The sequence below is a fragment of the Kitasatospora sp. NPDC004272 genome (genome assembly GCF_053603035.1).
In genome coordinates this window covers 1-15463 of record NZ_JBSGET010000034.1, presented here as the reverse complement: position 1 = coordinate 15463, position 15463 = coordinate 1, and the positions used below count along the sequence as shown (strand labels likewise).

Below are 15463 nucleotides of genomic sequence, written 5' to 3'. Positions count from 1 at the left end.
CGGTAGGTTGTCATCCGTGTCCAACACCGCCACGAGCCGCCCACGCGCCTTCGCCGACCGCCTCCACGGGCACGTCCGCGCCGGGTACTGGACCAGACTGGTCCCGCTGCTCGCGGTCCTGGCCACCGTCACCCACCTCCCGTCCTTCCTCCGCCCGGTGTGGAGCCCCGACGAGGGCTACCTGGCCACCCAGGCCCGGATGCTCGCCGACGGCGGCGTCCTCTACGACACCGTCGTCGACCGCAAGCCCCCGCTGCTGCCCTGGCTGTACGAGGCGTGCTTCGCCCTCTTCGGCTCCGTCTCGCTCTGGCCGCTGCGCGCCCTGGCGATCGGCGCCCACCTCACCACCGCCGTCCTGCTCGCCTCCATCGCCCGCGGCCGCTGGGGCGACCGGGCCGGACGCTACGCCGGCGCCCTCTACCTCCTGGTCTCCATCGGCCTCTCCCCGGAGGACACCCAGGCCGCCACCTTCGAAGTCTTCATGCTGCCCGCCATGGTGCTCGCCTTCCGCTACGCGGAACGCCGCCGCTGGCTGGCCGCCGGCATCGCCGTCTCCCTCTGCTCGCTCACCAAGCAGACCGGCGGCGCCGTGATGCTCCCGGTGCTCTGGATGCTCCTCCAGGACACCCGCCGCCGCGGCGTTCCCTGGCCGCAGGCCCTCGCCAAGATCGGCTTTGGCTTCGCCCTGCCGATAGCGCTGGTCGCCGCCATCCTCACCAAGCCCAAGGGCTTCCTGTTCTGGGTCGTCACCGGCTCCGGCGACTACGCCGGACTCGGCAACAACTGGCCGCAGATGCTCGGCCGGGCGCTCGGCAACTCGGCGATCCTGATGAGCGCCGCCCTCGCCTTCCTGCTGCCCCACGCCCACCGCCTGTGGCTGCGCCGCCGCCGCCGGCCCCTCCCCGCCCGCGGCCCCGAACGCGGATCCACCGCCGACCTGTGGGTGTGGCTGCTCTCTTCGGCCATCGCCGTCTCGGTCGGCTTCCACTTCTTCGGCCACTACTACCTCCAGCTGATGCCCCCGCTGGTCCTGCTCGGCGTCGGCGCGGTCGCCACCTCCACCGTCCCCTGGCGCCCGGTCGCCGCGTACTCCGCCCTCGCCAGCACCTCCTTCCTCGCCCTCGCCGTCTTCTGGCCCGGCCAGCGCCTCACCCAGACCACCGAGGTCGCCACCGCCGTCGCCGCCCAGACCACCCCCAAGGACACCGTCCTGGTCTGGGGCATGCACCCCGAGCTCTACTGGCTCGCCGACCGCCGCCCCGCCAGCCGCTACCTCACCGCCGGCTTCCTCACCAACTTCAGCGGCGGCAAGGGCGGCGAGAAGGTCGGTGAGGAGTACTCCGTCTCCGACGCCTGGCAGACCTTCGACACCGAGATCACCACCAACGGCCTCCCCCGTGTCTTCGTCGACGACTCCGGCACCGCCCCCTACCAACCCGACAAGGTCCCGCGGATCGCCAGCCTCCTCGACACCTACTACGAGGTCGTCGGCGTCACCGGCGACACGGTCATCTACCGCCTCAAGGGCAAGTAGCCGAGAACGGCGAGAGGCGAAATCAGGGGCCCGGGCAACTGTCGGCAGACGGGCATGCACCACCAGGGGCCCGGGGAACGGCGGGTCGATGCTGCTGACGGCCGGAGCCCATCGAAGGTCCGTGCTGCTGCGTGTCTTGAACAGAACCGGAAGCAGACGCGCGCCACGGCAGTGCACCGCCAGTAGCCTGGGCCTCGCCGTTCCCCGAGCCCCTGGCACCAGCACGTGCCCCACGCCCCCTCGTCCGGAAAGGCCGGCAGCATACAGAAGAGCCGCCGGGCGGCACCCCTTCCGCAGTGGAACGGGTGCCGCCCGGCGGCCTCGCGGTGTCGCGTCAGGCGGGGACCGAAGCCAGGCCGGGGGCCAGGAACTTCTTGCCGTTGACGCGCTCGGAGACGCCCTCGCGGTCGAGGTAGGGGGTGATGCCGCCGAGGTGGAAGGGCCAGCCGGCGCCGGTGATCATGCAGAGGTCGATGTCCTGGGCCTCGCCGACCACGCCCTCCTCCAGCATCAGGCCGATCTCCTGGGCGACGGCCTCCAGGGCGCGGGCGCGCACCTGCTCCTCGGTGAGGACGCTGTCGCCGATGGTGAGGAGGGCCAGCACCTCGGGGTCGAGGACCTGGGCGCCGTCCTGCCAGACGTAGAAGCCGCGCTTGCCGGCCTCGACGACCTTGCCGAGGTTCGCGGAGACGGCGAACCGCTCCGGGAAGGCACCGTGCAGGGTCTCGGAGACGTGCAGGGCGATGGCCGGGCCGACCAGTTCGAGCAGGGCGATCGGGGACATCGGCAGGCCGAGCGGCTTGACCGCGGCCTCGACGGTCTCGAACGGGGTGCCCTCGTCGATGATGCTCTGGATCTCGCCCATGAAGCGGGTCAGGATCCGGTTGACCACGAACGCGGGGGCGTCCTTGGCGAGCACCGCGGTCTTCTTCAGCTTCTTGGCGACGCCGAACGCGGTGGCCAGCGAGGCGTCGTCGGTCTGCTCGGCCCGGACGATCTCCAGCAGCGGGAGGATCGCGACCGGGTTGAAGAAGTGGAAGCCGACCACGCGCTCCGGGTGCTGGAGCTTGGAGGCCATCTCGGTGACCGACAGCGAGGAGGTGTTGGTGGCCAGCACGGCGGTCGGCGAGACCACCGCCTCCAGTTCGGCGAACACCTTCTGCTTGACGCCCATCTCCTCGAAGACGGCCTCGATCACGAAGTCGGCGTCGCCGAACGCGACGGCCTTGTCGAGGTGGCCGGAGACCAGGCCCTTGAGCTTGTTGGCCTTGTCCTTGCCGATCCGGCCCTTGTCGAGCAGCTTGTCGATCTCGGCGTGGACGTAGCCGACGCCCTTGTCGATCCGCTCCTGGTCGATGTCGGTGAGCACCACCGGCACCTCCAGCCGGCGGGCGAACAGCAGCGCCAGCTGGGAGGCCATCAGGCCGGCGCCGACCACGCCGACCTTGGAGACCGGGCGGGCCAGCGACTTGTCCGGCGCGCCGAACGGCCGCTTGGCGCGGCGCTGCACCAGGTTGAAGGCGTACAGCCCGGCGCGCAGCTCACCGCTCATGATCAGGTCGGCGAGCGCGGCGTCCTCGGCGTCGAAGCCGGCCTGCAGGTCGCCGTCCTTGGCCTGCTGGATGATGTCCAGCGCCTTGTAGGCGGCCGGGGCGGCCCCGTGCACCTTGGCGTCGGCGACCCAGCGGCCCCACAGCACGGCGTCGTCCCACGCCTTGCCGCGGTCGAACTCCTCGCGCTCGACGGTGACGCCGCCGGTGAGCACCTTCGCGGCCCACAGCAGCGACTGCTCCAGGAAGTCGGCCGGCTCGAAGATCGCGTCCGCGATGCCGAGCTCGAACACGTCCTTGCCCTTGAGCTGCCGGTTCTGGGCCATCGCGTTCTCGACGATGACCTTGACCGCCTTGGCGGGGCCGATCAGGTTCGGCAGCAGGGTGCAGCCGCCCCAGCCGGGCACCAGGCCGAGGAAGACCTCGGGCAGCGAGAACGCCGGGACGCCCGCGCTGACGGTGCGGTAGGTGCAGTGCAGGCCGACCTCGACGCCGCCGCCCATCGCCGCGCCGTTGTAGAACGCGAAGGACGGGACGGGCAGCGCGGCGATCCGCTTGAAGACGTCGTGGCCGCCCTTGCCGATGGCCAGCGCGTCGGCGTGCTCGGTGAGCAGCTCGACGCCCTTGAGGTCGGCGCCGACCGCGAAGATGAACGGCTTGCCGGTGATCGCGACCGCGACCACCTTGCCCTCGGCCGCCTCCGCCTCGACCTGGTCCAGCGCCTCGGAGAGCTTGGCCAGCGAGCCGGGGCCGAAGGTGGTCGGCTTGGTGTGGTCGAAGCCGTTGTCGAGGGTGATCAGCGCCAGCTTGCCGGCCCGCAGCGGCAGGTCCAGGTGGCGCACGTGCGCGGTGGTGACGACCTCGCCGGGGAACAGCCCGGCGGCGCGCTGCAGCAGTTCAGTGGTGCTCATGGTCACTTACCACCCTCGAAGTGGGGGTTCTCCCAGATGACGGTGCCGCCCATGCCGAAGCCGATGCACATGGTGGTGATGCCGTAGCGGACGTCGGGACGCTGCTCGAAGCGGCGGGCCAGCTGGGTCATCAGGCGCACGCCCGAGGAGGCCAGCGGGTGGCCGAACGCGATGGCGCCGCCGTACGGGTTGACCCGCTCGTCGTCGTCCGCGATGCCGTAGTGGTCCAGGAACGCCAGCACCTGCACCGCGAAGGCCTCGTTGACCTCGAACGCGCCGATGTCGTCGATGGTCAGGCCGGCCTTGGCCAGCGCCTTCTCGGTCGCCGGGACGGGGCCGATGCCCATCACCTCGGGCTCGACGCCCGCGAACGCGTAGCTCACCAGGCGCATCTTGACCGGCAGGCCCAGTTCGCGGGCCACGTCCTCGGCGGCCAGCAGCGAGGCGGTGGCGCCGTCGTTCAGGCCGGCCGCGTTGCCCGCGGTGACGTTGCCGTGCGGACGGAACGGGGTCTTCAGGCCCGCCAGCGACTCCATCGTGGTGCCCGGGCGCAGCGGCTCGTCCACCGTCGCCAGGCCCCAGCCGGTCTCGCCGACCTCGGGGTTGGTGTTGCGGACCGCGATCGGCACCAGGTCCGGCTGGATGTCGCCGTTGGCGTACGCCTTGGCGGCCTTCTCCTGCGAGCGCACCGCGAACGCGTCGCAGCGCTCCTTGGTGATGTGCGGGAAGCGGTCGTGCAGGTTCTCCGCGGTCATGCCCATGAACAGGGCGGACTCGTCGACCAGCTTCTCCGAGACGAACCGCGGGTTCGGGTCCACGCCCTCGCCCATCGGGTGCCGTCCCATGTGCTCGACGCCACCGGCGACCACGACGTCGTACGCGCCGAAGGCGATGCCGCCCGCGGTGGTGGTGACCGCCGTCATCGCTCCGGCGCACATCCGGTCGATCGCGTAGCCCGGGACGGACTTCGGCAGGCCGGAGAGCAGCGCGGCGGTGCGGCCGATGGTCAGGCCCTGGTCGCCGATCTGCGTGGTGGCCGCGACGGCGACCTCGTCGATCCGCTCGACGGGCAGGCTCGGGTTGCGGCGCACGAGCTCACGGATGCACTTGACGACCAGGTCGTCGGCGCGCGTCTCGTGGTAGATGCCCTTCGGGCCGGCCTTGCCGAACGGGGTGCGGACGCCGTCGACGAAGACGACGTCCCTCGCGGTACGAGGCACGGGGGCTCTCCTCCCAGGGGGACATGACAGTGAGCGCACGCACCAGCGGCGCCGCTACGCCCACCAATCTACCCATGAGTAACAACGCCCGGCAAGAACAGCGGGGTGCGCATTCAGGGGCCCGGGGAACGGCGGGTCCGTGCTGCTGACGGCCGGAGCCCGTCGAAGGTCCGTGCTGCTGCGTGCCGTAACAGGAACCAGAAGCCGATGCGCGCCACGGCAGTGAACCGTCAGCAGCCACGGGCTCGCCGTTCCCCGAGCCCCTGGTTTCGCCTCCCGCCGTTCTTGCCGGGCCCCTGCACGCGCGCTCCGCCGAGCACCGGCAGGCTTACGCGGACGCCTCCCGGAACGCCTTCTCCAGAGCCGGCCCCACCAGCTCGGTCTGCCAGGCGCGGGCGCCCAGCGCGCGCAGGGCGAGGCCGATGGTCTCGGCGTCCGGCTCGGCCGGGGGCTCCCAGGCGACGCGGCGGACCAGGTCCGGGGTGATCAGGTTCTCCGCCGGGAGGTGGTGCTGTTCGGCGAGGGCGGTGACGGCGGCCCGGGCGCCGCTGAGCCGGGCCGCGGCGACCGGGTCCTTCTCGGCCCAGGCGCGCGGCGGCGGCGGCCCGTCGTGCGGGGCGGTCGCGGGCGGCAGCGCGGCCTCGGGGATCTCCCGGGCGCGCTCGATCGCGGCCAGCCACTGGTCGAGCTGGCGGCGGTTGACCCGGGGCCCGAAGCCCTGGACGGCGATCAGCGCGGGCGCGTTGGCGGGCATGGCGAGCGCGGCGTTCACGATCGCGGCGTCGGGCAGCACCCGGCCGGGGGAGACGTCCCGCTCGCGGGCGATCCGGTCCCGGGTGAGCCACATCTCGCGGACGGCGGCCAGCTGCCGGCGGCGGCGGACCTTGTGCAGCTGGGAAGTGCGCCGCCAGGGGTCGACCCGCGGGGCGGGGCGGGGCGCGGCGGCCAGCGCGGCGAACTCCTGGTGGGCCCAGTCGAGCTTGCCCTGCCGGTCGAGCTCGGCCTCCAGCGCGTCCCGCAGGTCGACCAGCACCTCGACGTCCAGCGCGGCGTAGCGCAGCCAGGGCTCGGGCAGCGGGCGGGTGGACCAGTCGACCGCGGAGTGCTCCTTGGCCAGCGACAGGCCCAGCACGTTCTCGGTCATCGGGCCGAGGCCGACCCGGGGGAACCCGGCGAGCCGGCCGGCCAGTTCGGTGTCGAAGAGCACGCCCGGGTGCATGCCGACCTCGAACAGGCAGGGCAGGTCCTGGGTGGCGGCGTGCACGACCCACTCGGCGTCGGCGAGCGCGGTGTTCAGGCCGGTCAGGTCGGGGCAGGCGATCGGGTCGATCAGCGCGGTGCCCGCGCCCTGGCGGCGCAGCTGGATCAGGTAGGCGCGCTGGCCGTAGCGGTAGCCGGAGGCGCGCTCGGCGTCGACGGCGACCGGCCCGGTGCCGCCGCGGAGGGACTCGACGACGGCGGCGAGGGTCGCTTCGTCGGACACCACCGGTGGGAGTCCGTCCCTGGGTTCGAGGAGCGGAACCGGGGCGGTCTCTTCGGGGATGGAGGCTACGGCGTCGGTCACCCCCCAAGGGTACGTCGTGTGTCGCCGCCGGGAGTGTTGTCTGACTGGTCGGACGATGTTCGGACATATGCCAGCCCCGGTTGGTCCGGGGCCCGGGGGCCGCGCCGGTGCGGTGCGCGGTCCCGCTGACGGGCCGTCACGGTCGGCGCGGAGGCCCGCCGCGGGGCGGGCCCGGGGCGGGTGCCGGGCGGGCACGGCGACGGCCCGGAGGAAACGTTCCTCCGGGCCGCCACCAGCGACGATGCGGGTCAGTGGATGATGCCGGTGCGCAGCGCCACGGCCACCATGCCGGCCCGGTCGCCGGTGCCCAGCTTGCGGGCGATGCGCGCCAGGTGGCTCTTCACCGTCAGCGCCGACAGGCCCATCGCCACGCCGATCGCCTTGTTCGACTGGCCCTCGGCGACCAGGCGCAGCACCTCCACCTCGCGGCCGGACAGCTCGCGGTAGGCGGACGGCTGCGCGCCGGGCGCACCCGGGGCGCCGGGGGCGGCACCGGGCTGGCCGGGGGCGCCGTGGTGGCCGGGCGCACCGGGGTGGTGGTGGCCGGGGATGCCGGGGCGGCGCATCCGGCCGGCCAGGCCGGCGCCGATCGGCAGGCCGGGGCGGCCGGGCATCGGCATGTTGGTGCGGGTACCGGTCACCACGTAGCCCTTGACGCCGCCGGCCAGCGCCGAGCGGACCGCGCCGATGTCGTCGGCGGCGGACAGCGCCAGGCCGTTGGGCCAGCCCGCGGCGCGGGTCTCGGCCAGCACGGTCAGGCCGGAACCGTCGGGCAGGTGCACGTCCGCGATGCAGATGTCGCGCGGGGTGGAGACCCGCGGCCGGGCCTCGGCGATCGAGGAGACCTCGATGACGTCGCGGACACCGAGCGCCCATAGGTGCCGGGTCACCGTGTTCCGGACCCGGGGATCTGCGATGACCACCATGGCGGTGGGCTTCGTCGGACGGTAGGCGACCACGCTTGCGGGGTGCTCAAGAAGGACCGACACCTGAGGCCTCCGGGGGGAGTGGCGGACGAACCCCGAGGGGGCGGTCGGAGCGTTCCGCGTCTGGAAAGGGTCACTGACACCTTCGGCATCAACCGTGCCCGGCTTTAGCGGGTGATCACGATCTGGTGAGTAACAATACGGACAAATCGCGCAGATGACCGGTACGACATGCCTGGAAATCGCACAGGTTCGATCGATATCGACGACATGTCGATCGTGAACGCGCAGGTAATTGACCAAGAGTGCCAGGGAAGTCACACTCCGTCAGTCCTGCGGGTGGCACCGGTCCCGGGGCGCGGGGTTGTCCCCCTGAGGTGTCCGGAACGCCTGACGGCCGCTCAGCGGCCGGTGGCCGCCGACGGGGTCGGCGGCCACCGGGGGAGCGGACGGGACCGGGGCCGGCCGGGCCGGCGGCGCGGTCGGGGTCAGTGCGAGTTGCGCGGCCGGCGGCGGGCCGGCATCGGCACCACTCCGCCCAGCGCGACCGGCCCGTCGGCCGGCAGCGGCGCCGGCGCGGACGGCGGCAGCCCCGCGCACACGCACAGCAGGTCGGCCCAGGCGGCCAGGTGCCGCTCGAAGCGGCGGTCGGCCGGAGTCCAGGACGCCCGCAGTTCGATCTCGGTGGACGCGCCGCGCTCGGCCAGCGCCCCGAAGTACTGCGAGTGGCACCTGGTCACCGTGCCGGACGGCTCGGCGTACCCGGCGGCCTGCGCCTGCAGCGCGTCCAGCAGCCAGGTCCAGCCGACCTCGGACAGCAGCGGGTCGCCCGCCATCTCCGGCTCCAGCTCGGCCCGGGTCATGGTGACCACCCGGAAGTCCCCGTTCCACGCCTCCGGCGCGGCCGGGTCGTGCAGCAGCACCAGGGTGCCGTCCGCCAGTTCCTCGCCGTCCACCTCGACCGAGGCGGAGAGCGCGAAGGAGTACGGGGCCAGCCGACGGGGGGCGGGCTGCGGGGACAGCCGTACCTCGGGACGCAACCGCGCCCCGGTCAGCGCCTCGACCGCGTCGCGGAACTCGATCGGCGCCGACTCCCTGCCCGTTCCTCCACCCTGCGCGGATTGCCCGCCGACCGCTGCCATGACCGGAAGCCTAGGCGGCGCGGACCCGCAATCCGAGCACTTTCGTACCTCCGGCGTGCCGAAAACCCGGAAATCGACCAGGTCGCGACCGCCGCTCGTGCGAGCACCGTCCGAGGTGTCCGTTTTGCCGGTCCGCGCCCTCCGTCCGGACGGGGGCGCACCGGCCGCGTGCGAGGATGTGACCCGTGAGTGAGACCCCCGCAGCCCAGTCCGGTCAGCGGCCCCGCGGCGCCGCGTACGACTCCGTCTTCCTGCGCGCCGCCCGCAACGAGCCGGTGCCGCACACCCCCGTCTGGTTCATGCGGCAGGCCGGCCGCTCGCTGCCCGAGTACCTCAAGGTGCGCGAGGGCGTCCCGATGCTCGACGCCTGCATGCGGCCCGACCTGGTCCAGGAGATCACCCTGCAGCCGGTGCGCCGGCACAAGGTCGACGCGGCCATCTTCTTCTCCGACATCGTCGTCCCGCTCAAGGCCGTCGGCATCGACGTCGAGATCAAGGGCGGCGTCGGCCCGGTCATCGCCGACCCGATCCGCACCCGGGCGGACCTCCAGCGGCTGCGCCCGCTCGAACCCGACGACATGCCCTACATCACCGAGGCGGTCGGCCTGCTGGTCGCCGAACTCGGCGCCACCCCGCTGATCGGCTTCGCCGGCGCGCCCTTCACGCTGGCCAGCTACCTGATCGAGGGCGGCCCCTCGAAGTCGTACGAGAACACCAAGGCGATGATGTACGGCGAGCCGGAGCTGTGGGCCGAGCTCGTCGACCGGCTCGCGCAGATCACCTCCGCCTTCCTGAAGATCCAGATCGAGGCGGGCGCCTCGGCGGTCCAGCTCTTCGACTCCTGGGCGGGCGCGCTCGCTCCCGACGAGTACCGCCGCTCCGTGATGCCCGCCAGCGCGAAGGTCTTCGACGCGGTCGAGCCCTACGGCGTCCCGCGGATCCACTTCGGCGTCAACACCGGCGAACTGCTCGGCCTGATGGGCCAGGCCGGCGCGGACATCGTCGGCGTCGACTGGCGCGTCCCGCTCGACGAGGCCGCCAACCGGGTCGGTCCCGGCAAGGGCCTGCAGGGCAACCTCGACCCCGCCGTCCTCTACGCCCCCACCCACGTCGTCGAGACCAAGGCCCGCGAAGTCCTGCACGCGGCCCAGGCCCTGGGCGGCAGCCACCACATCTTCAACCTCGGCCACGGCGTCATGCCCACCATGGACCCGGACGCGCTCACCCGGCTGGTCGCCTTCGTCCACGAGGCGAGCGCGAGGTAGGGCTCTTCGGAGAGCACCTCCAGGGGCTCGGGGAACGGCGAGGCCCAGTCCGCTGACGGTTCACTGCCGGAGCGCGCATCGGCTTCCGGTTCTGTTCGAGAAACGCAGCAGCACGGACACTCCGATGGGCTCCGGCCGTCAGCAGCACGGCCCCGCCGTTCCCCGGGCCCCTGATCGCGCATCCCGCCGTTCGTACTGCTCTATTCGTCCGCGCCGAGGTGGGCGAGGACGGCCAGGACGCGGCGGTGGGTGTCCTCGGCGGGGGGCAGGTCGAGTTTGAGCAGGATGCTGCCGATGTGCTTGGAGGTCGCGGCCTCCGAGACCGTCAGGCGGCGGCAGATCTCCGCGTTCGAGCAGCCCCGGGCCATGAGTTCGAGGACCTCGCGCTCGCGGGGGGTGAGCCGTTGCAGCGGGTCGCGGCGGCGGGTCAGCAGGCGGCGGACCACCTCGGGGTCGACCACCGTGCCGCCCGCGGCGACGGTGTCGACCGCGGCCAGGAACTCCTCGACGTGGCCGACCCGGTCCTTGAGCAGGTAGCCGACGCCCGAGCCGTCGCCGCTGGCCAGCAGGTCGGCCGCGTAGGAGCGCTGCACGTACTGGCTGAGGACCAGGACCGGCCGGGCCGGCTCCTCGGCGCGCAGCCGCAGCGCGGCGCGCAGGCCCTCGTCGGCGAGGCCGGGGGGCATCCGGACGTCGGTCAGGACCAGGTCGGGGCGGTGCTCGGCGACCGCCGCGAGCAGGGCGTCCGCGTCGCCGACCGCCGCCGCGACGGAGTGGCCGAAGCGCTCCAGCAGGCCGATCAGGCCCTCCCGGAGGAGGACGGAGTCCTCGGCGAGGACGAGGCGGAGCGGTCGTCGGTCGTCGGGGTGCACGGGATCTCCACACGCAGCAGGGTCGGGCCGCCCGGCGGGCTGCTGACGGACAGTCTGCCGCCCACCACCGCGACCCGGTCGGCCAGCCCCGTCAGCCCGGTGCCGCGGGCGGGGTCGGCGCCGCCGGTGCCGTCGTCCGCGACGTCGAGCCGCAGGCGGCCGGCGGACCAGCGGCCGTGCACCCGGGCCGTCGACCCGCCGCCGTGCCGGGCCGCGTTCGCCAGCGCCTCGGCGACCGCGAAGTAGCCCGCCGACTCGACGGCCGCCGGCAGCCGGCCCGGGAGCGAGACGTCCACCGCGACGGGCAGCACCGAGCGGTCCGCCAGGTCGGCGCAGGCGTCCGGCAGGCCGCGGTCGGCGAGCACCCGGGGGTGGATGCCGTGCACCAGCTCGCGCAGCTCGGCCAGCGCCGCGTCCGCCTCGGCGTGCGCCGCGGCCAGCCGGTGGGCCAGCGGACCGCCCGGTGGCGCGTCCAGCCGGGCCAGGCCCAGCGACATCGACAGGGCGACCAGCCGCTGCTGCGCGCCGTCGTGCAGGTCCCGCTCTATTCGGCGGCGCTCGGCCTCGAACGCGTCCACCAGCCGGGCCCGGGAGCGGACCAGCTCGCCGACCCGCTCCTGACCGCCCGCCAGCAGCCGGGCCAGCGCGGCCCGGGCGCCCGCCGCGACCGTCAGCGGGTACCCGGCCAGGGCCAGCAGCGCCGCGCCCGCCGCCGCCACCGCCCAGGCCGGGCCCGCGGCGTGCAGCTGCCAGACCTTCAGCACGTTCACCTGCTCGCCGTCCAGGGCCAGTTGGAGCGGCGTCGTCACCAGCCAGGCGGGCAGCAGCAGCGCCCCCGCCACCACCGAGAGCTCCAGCGGCCAGAGCAGGAACGCCGACAGCGCCGCCCCGCCGGCCTCCCGCCAGGTCGCCGCCTCGGCGTACCGGGCGCGCAGCCAGGCCCGCGGGCCCGGACCGTCGGGCACCCGGTGCGGATCGGGCACCGGCGGCCCGCCCATCCAGCGGGCCAGCCGCCGCTCCCACGCCCCGGACACCAGCCCCGCCAGCGGCAGCGCCGCCAGCAGCGGCACCCCCACCAGCAGCACCGACAGCACCCCGCCGACCGCCGCCCACAGCAGCAGCACCGCGCACAGCACCGCCCCCGACAGCCCGCAGGCCAGCAGGTACGCCGCCGAACGCCACGGCCAGGCCGTCAGCAGGAACCCCGGGCGCCGCAGCGCCCGCCAGCAGCCGGACACCCGGCACCTCCCTCCACGAGACGGTCCCACCCTAGGAGCCCGCCCGGGCCGCTGTCGGTAGGGCTGTCTCCACTCTTCGGGGTGGACCTGGCGTCAATGTGCGGGCGGCCGCCCGCCGCTTGGCTGGAGCCCATGACGACCGCACTGACCAGGATCGCCGTGCGCTCCCCGCACGCCGGACGGACCGCCCTGCTCGGGGCGTTCACCGCGCTCGCCCTCGGCGTCGCGCTGATCGCCGCCACCCTGTCCGGCCTCGCCGCGGCCGCCGGCCTGCCGCCCGGCGAGGACCGCACCGCGCTGATCGCCCAACTCGGCACCACCTGCGGGGTCAGCCTGTTCACCGCCGGGTTCGTGGTCGCCTCCACCGCCTCCTACGGGATCGCCCGGCGCCGCCGCGAGTTCGGCCTGCTCCGCCTGGCCGGCGCCACCCGCGGCCAGCTCACCCGCACCGTCCTGCTGGAGTCCGGGCTGCTCGGCCTGCTCGCCGCCGCCACCGGCTGCGCGCTCGGCCGGGCCGCCGCCCCCGCCCTGGCGCACGCGCTCGGCGCCGCCGGCCTCGCCCCGGCCGGCTTCCGGACCGGCACCCCCGGCTGGCCGTCGGCCACCGCGTTCTGCACCGGCCCGCTGATCGCCCTCGCGGGCACCGCCGTCGCCGCCCGGCGGGCCGGCCGGGTCCGCCCGCTCGAAGCGCTCCGCGAGGCCGACGTCGACCGGGGGGTGATGACCGCCGGCCGCCGGCTGGCCGCCCTCGCGCTGCTCGCCGGGTACGCCGCCGTGGTGACCGCCGCGCTGGTCGGCGACCCCGCCGAACTGCTGCACCGCAAGACCTACACCCTGCAGCCGATGCTGCTGATCGCCGCCACCGCGCTGCTCGCCCCCGCGCTGGCCCGCCCGCTGCTGCGCCTGCTCACCGGCCCCGCCGTCCGGCCGCCCCGGCTGGTCCGGGCCGCCGCGCTCGGCGGCCTGCGCCGCACCGGCGCCACCGCCGCCCCCGTCCTGCTCGCCACCGCCCTGGCCGGCACCCTGGTCGGCGCCCCCGCCACCGTCGCCGCGGCCCGCGCCGCCGAAGCCCGCACCCGCACCGCCGCCGAACTGCTGCTCACCCCCGGTGCCGACGGCGCCGACCGGCTGACCGCCGCGCTGCGGGCACTGCCCGGGGCGGTCGTCTCGCCGAGCGCCGCGACCCCGCTCGCGGTCGTCGAGGCCGACGGGACGGCCGTCCGCGCCGAGGGCCGGGCCGTCGCCGACCCGGCCGCGCTGACCGCCACCACCCGGCTGCCCGTCGCGGCCGGCGACCCCGCGGCGCTCGACGACGACAGCGTGCTGATCGCCGCGGAGTGGGGGGACCCGCGGGTCGGCGACCGGGTCCGGGTGGTGCTCGCCGACGGCACCCGGCGCGAACTGCGGGTCGCCGCCGTCCTGCGCGAGGGGACGGGCGGCAACCCCGTCTACGTCACCCCGCGCAACGCGCCCGGCGCCCGGACCGACCGGATCGACGTCCTGGGCGCCCCCGCCGGAGCGGTCACCGCCCTGGCCCGGACGCACGGCGCCGCCGCCGAGACCCGCGCGGCCTGGCTGGCGGCCCACCACCCGGCGGACGACCCGCAGCGGATCCGCCGGATCGCCGCCGTCCTCGCCCTCGCCCTGCTCTACACCGCGATCGCCCTCGCCCACACCGCGCTCACCACCACCACCGACCGCCGCCGCGAGTTCGGCCTGCTCCGCCTGGCCGGCGCCACCCGGGCCCGCGTCCTGCGGCTGGTCGCCACCGAGACGCTCCTCGTCACGGCGGTCGGCGCCCTCCTCGGCACCGCCGCCACCCTCACCACCCGCGCCACCATGGACGCCGCCCTGCACCGCGCGGGCGCCCCCGTCCCGTTCGTCCTCCCCTGGACCGCCCTCGCCGGCACCGCCCTGCTCTGCGCCCTGGTCACCGTCCCGTGCGCGGCGCTCGCGGCCCTGCGCGCCACCAAGGGCCGTGCGGTGGAGGCGAGTTAGGCGGCCGGGGGCGGCAGCGGCCCTGTTTACACCGAGCGCCCGGCTGGCTACCGTGCCTCAGGGGGAGGGGTCATGAGCTGTCTGCTGCGGTTGCTCGGCCTGGCGGGGATCCTGTGGATGTTCGGCAGGGGGGTCTTCGGCGACGACTGGTCGCTCGCCGGGCTGGTCATGCCGGTGTCGACCTTCGTGCTGTTCGTCGCCAACCAGGTGGACCGGAGCGAGGCCCGCCGTCGGGAGGCGGAGGCGGAGCGGAAGGCGCCCGCCCGGCCCCCGGCCCGCCCCGACGGGGACGGGCCGGACGCGACCCCCCACTGACCGGGCCGCCACCCGGGTCACGCCCTGCCGTCGGCACCCCCGCCAGCGCCCTGGTCGGCGTCCGCGTCCGCGCCGGTGTCCGCGTCGGCGTCCGGCGCGTGCGTCGGGCGGGGCGGGACGGCGGGGGCCCCGGCGCGGCGGGAGCGCAGGCGGCGCCGGAGCAGCCAGGCGAGCGGGGCGAGCAGGACGAGGAACGGGGCGACGGCGGCCAGCGCCATCAACAGGCCGCGGACCAGGGCGACCAGGGCGTGCCAGCCGGCCGCGAGGGCGTGGGCGACGGAGCCCCAGAAACCGGTCCGCTCCTCGTGCGGCGCGACGTGCGGCCGGGCGGGCGTCACCAGTTGCAGGGTCACGGTGGACAGCGAGGTCCGGGAGGACAACTGCTGCTGCTGGCGCTGGAGGGACTCCAGGTCGGACTCGCGCCGGGTCAGTTCGCTCTCCAGCGACACCACCTCGGACAGGCTCTTCGCGTCGGCCATCAGCGCCCGCACCCGGTCCACGCTGGCCTGCATCGACTTGAGGCGGCTGTCGACGTCGGCGATCTGCTGGGTGAGGTCGTCCGCCTTGCTGGTGAGGCTGAGCTGCTTGCCGAGCGCGGCCAGCCCGTCCAGGGTGCCCTGGTAGGACGCGGACGGGACCTTGAGGGTCAGGGTGGACCGCACGTCGTCGCCCTTGCCGCCGCGCAGCTCCTCCCCGGCGACGTACCCGCCCGCCCCGGTGACCAGGTCGACGGCCTCGGTGCGGGCCCCGTCCACCGAGTCGACCTGCACGGTCAGCTGCGCCTGGTAGGCGATCCGACGGTCGGTCGCCGCCGGCCCGCCGTCCGTCCCCGGGGCGCCCGCGGCGCCCGTCGTGCCCGCCGTGTCGCCGGCCCCGGGCGCGGTGTCGCCCTTGCCGGGGGCGTCCGCCGCCGGGCCCGCCGCCCGCT

Annotated in this window: 12 protein-coding genes; 4 read left to right on the top strand and 8 right to left on the bottom strand. The window is 74.8% G+C overall.

Translation table 11 applies throughout. The annotated features are described in order from the left end of the window. The first annotated feature begins 16 nt into the window (after window positions 1–16). Window positions 17–1534, top strand: a complete 1518-nt coding sequence (locus ACWEO5_RS13450; RefSeq protein ID WP_452162540.1) for an ArnT family glycosyltransferase — start codon at window positions 17–19, stop codon at window positions 1532–1534. A gap of 334 nt (window positions 1535–1868) precedes the next feature. Here the strand turns inward: ACWEO5_RS13450 and ACWEO5_RS13445 are convergent, their stop codons facing one another. The 5 genes from ACWEO5_RS13445 to ACWEO5_RS13425 all read right to left on the bottom strand — a co-directional run bounded on the left by ACWEO5_RS13445 (window position 1869) and on the right by ACWEO5_RS13425 (window position 8847). Continuing rightward, window positions 1869–3995, bottom strand: coding sequence for a 3-hydroxyacyl-CoA dehydrogenase NAD-binding domain-containing protein (locus ACWEO5_RS13445; RefSeq protein WP_452162539.1), 2127 nt, complete (start codon window positions 3993–3995; stop codon window positions 1869–1871). 2 nt (window positions 3996–3997) lie between these two features. After that, window positions 3998–5215, bottom strand: a complete 1218-nt coding sequence (locus ACWEO5_RS13440) for a thiolase family protein (protein WP_033255076.1) — start codon at window positions 5213–5215, stop codon at window positions 3998–4000. Between the two features lie 328 nt (window positions 5216–5543). Continuing rightward, on the bottom strand, window positions 5544–6779 hold the full coding sequence (locus ACWEO5_RS13435) for an HRDC domain-containing protein (RefSeq protein ID WP_452162538.1): 1236 nt from the start codon (window positions 6777–6779) through the stop codon (window positions 5544–5546). Window positions 6780–7027: 248 nt separating this feature from the next. Continuing rightward, complete coding sequence (locus ACWEO5_RS13430; RefSeq protein WP_033255075.1) at window positions 7028–7768, bottom strand: response regulator transcription factor; 741 nt, start codon at window positions 7766–7768, stop codon at window positions 7028–7030. 425 nt (window positions 7769–8193) lie between these two features. After that, window positions 8194–8847: a DUF3000 domain-containing protein gene (locus tag ACWEO5_RS13425; RefSeq protein ID WP_452162537.1), complete on the bottom strand. Its 654-nt coding sequence runs from the start codon at window positions 8845–8847 to the stop codon at window positions 8194–8196. A 185-nt stretch (window positions 8848–9032) separates the two neighbouring features. Here ACWEO5_RS13425 and hemE point away from each other — a divergent pair, with 185 nt between their 5' ends. Continuing rightward, window positions 9033–10112, top strand: a complete 1080-nt coding sequence (hemE, locus tag ACWEO5_RS13420; RefSeq protein ID WP_452162536.1) for a uroporphyrinogen decarboxylase — start codon at window positions 9033–9035, stop codon at window positions 10110–10112. A 200-nt stretch (window positions 10113–10312) separates the two neighbouring features. Here the strand turns inward: hemE and ACWEO5_RS13415 are convergent, their stop codons facing one another. Next, on the bottom strand, window positions 10313–10984 hold the full coding sequence (locus ACWEO5_RS13415; RefSeq protein WP_452162535.1) for a response regulator: 672 nt from the start codon (window positions 10982–10984) through the stop codon (window positions 10313–10315). Beyond that, the gene (locus tag ACWEO5_RS13410; protein WP_452162534.1) at window positions 10912–12222 is read right to left on the bottom strand and encodes a sensor histidine kinase; all 1311 of its coding nucleotides are present in this window, start codon (window positions 12220–12222) and stop codon (window positions 10912–10914) included. Before ACWEO5_RS13410 ends, ACWEO5_RS13415 begins: the two co-directional genes overlap by 73 nt. A 132-nt stretch (window positions 12223–12354) precedes the next feature. On the opposite strand from ACWEO5_RS13410, the gene ACWEO5_RS13405 reads away from it, so the two are divergent. Continuing rightward, a complete protein-coding gene (locus ACWEO5_RS13405; RefSeq protein ID WP_452162533.1) occupies window positions 12355–14220 on the top strand; it encodes an FtsX-like permease family protein in 1866 nt (621 codons plus the stop codon). 72 nt (window positions 14221–14292) lie between these two features. Next, the gene (locus tag ACWEO5_RS13400; RefSeq protein ID WP_452162532.1) at window positions 14293–14535 is read left to right on the top strand and encodes a hypothetical protein; all 243 of its coding nucleotides are present in this window, start codon (window positions 14293–14295) and stop codon (window positions 14533–14535) included. A 17-nt stretch (window positions 14536–14552) separates the two neighbouring features. Here the strand turns inward: ACWEO5_RS13400 and ACWEO5_RS13395 are convergent. Beyond that, window positions 14553–15463: DUF4349 domain-containing protein (locus ACWEO5_RS13395; protein ID WP_452162531.1), on the bottom strand; the 911-nt coding region annotated here is incomplete at its 5' end.

What these genes read in the sequence shown, in the direction of transcription:
- ACWEO5_RS13445 (WP_452162539.1), bottom strand. Translation starts at nt 3,995, where the DNA reads ATGAGCACCACTGAACTGCTGCAGCGCGCCGCCGGGCTGTTCCCCGGC.
- ACWEO5_RS13425 (WP_452162537.1), bottom strand. Translation starts at nt 8,847, where the DNA reads ATGGCAGCGGTCGGCGGGCAATCCGCGCAGGGTGGAGGAACGGGCAGG.
- ACWEO5_RS13405 (WP_452162533.1), top strand. Translation starts at nt 12,355, where the DNA reads ATGACGACCGCACTGACCAGGATCGCCGTGCGCTCCCCGCACGCCGGA.
- ACWEO5_RS13400 (WP_452162532.1), top strand. Translation starts at nt 14,293, where the DNA reads ATGAGCTGTCTGCTGCGGTTGCTCGGCCTGGCGGGGATCCTGTGGATG.